The 639-nt window shown below is 64.9% G+C and carries 1 protein-coding gene and 1 pseudogene; both read right to left on the bottom strand.

Annotation, left to right across the window (positions count from 1 at the left end; genetic code table 11):
• Window positions 1-36: 36 nt before the first annotated feature.
• Window positions 37-411 carry a response regulator gene (locus tag EN852_RS34660; RefSeq protein ID WP_135879577.1) on the bottom strand — a complete coding sequence of 125 codons (375 nt, stop codon included), beginning with the start codon at window positions 409-411 and terminating at the stop codon, window positions 37-39.
• Window positions 412-416: 5 nt separating this feature from the next.
• Window positions 417-639 (bottom strand): annotated as a pseudogene (locus EN852_RS34655) (hybrid sensor histidine kinase/response regulator); the annotation flags it as partial.

The following is a 639-nucleotide window of genomic DNA, read 5'->3' as shown; positions in this document are numbered from 1 at the left end:
CCTTGCCGGCAGGCTTCCCACCAACGCTACGGCGCGTCAGGCCGCCAACAGCAGCTTCCTGACTTCGCCGGCAAGCGCCAACGGGTCGAAGGGCTTCGCGATGACGCCGACGGCTCCCATGGCGAGGTAGCGCTCTACCTCATGCGTCTGGGTGCGCGCCGTGATGAACACGACCGGTATCGATGCCGTGAGCGGCGAATCGGCCAGGCGCTTCAACGTTACCGGCCCATCCATATCCGGCATCATGACATCGAGCAGGATGAGATCAGGCCGCCAATCGGCGGCATCGGTCAGCGCCTCGATGCCCGAAGCGCTGGACCGCACCTCGAATTCCGGGTCGAGCTCCAGCGACATCTGGGCGATTTCGCGGATGTCGTCCTCGTCATCCACATAGAGGATCCTCGCCGGCATCAACATCACTCCCCTGCTTGCGTGGCCGCTCCCGCGCCGCCGCGGGACGAAGCCAGCATCCTTCTGACCATCCTTGCGACATCGATCTCCGATGCCCTGGTCTTGGTCATCATCGCCTGCACCCGGTCGCCGAGCTTCTCGTCCAGCTCCGCCGCCGAGAACACGATCACTCCTGTCTCCTGCGGCAGGTCGATGAGCAGATCCAGCCCCGATCCGTCGGGAAGCGCG

The sequence above is a fragment of the Mesorhizobium sp. M2E.F.Ca.ET.209.01.1.1 genome (assembly GCF_004010375.2).
Classification (GTDB): Bacteria; Pseudomonadota; Alphaproteobacteria; order Rhizobiales; family Rhizobiaceae; genus Mesorhizobium.
The sequence above is the reverse complement of the archived record's forward strand: the minus strand, read 5'-3'. Positions and strand labels throughout refer to the sequence as shown.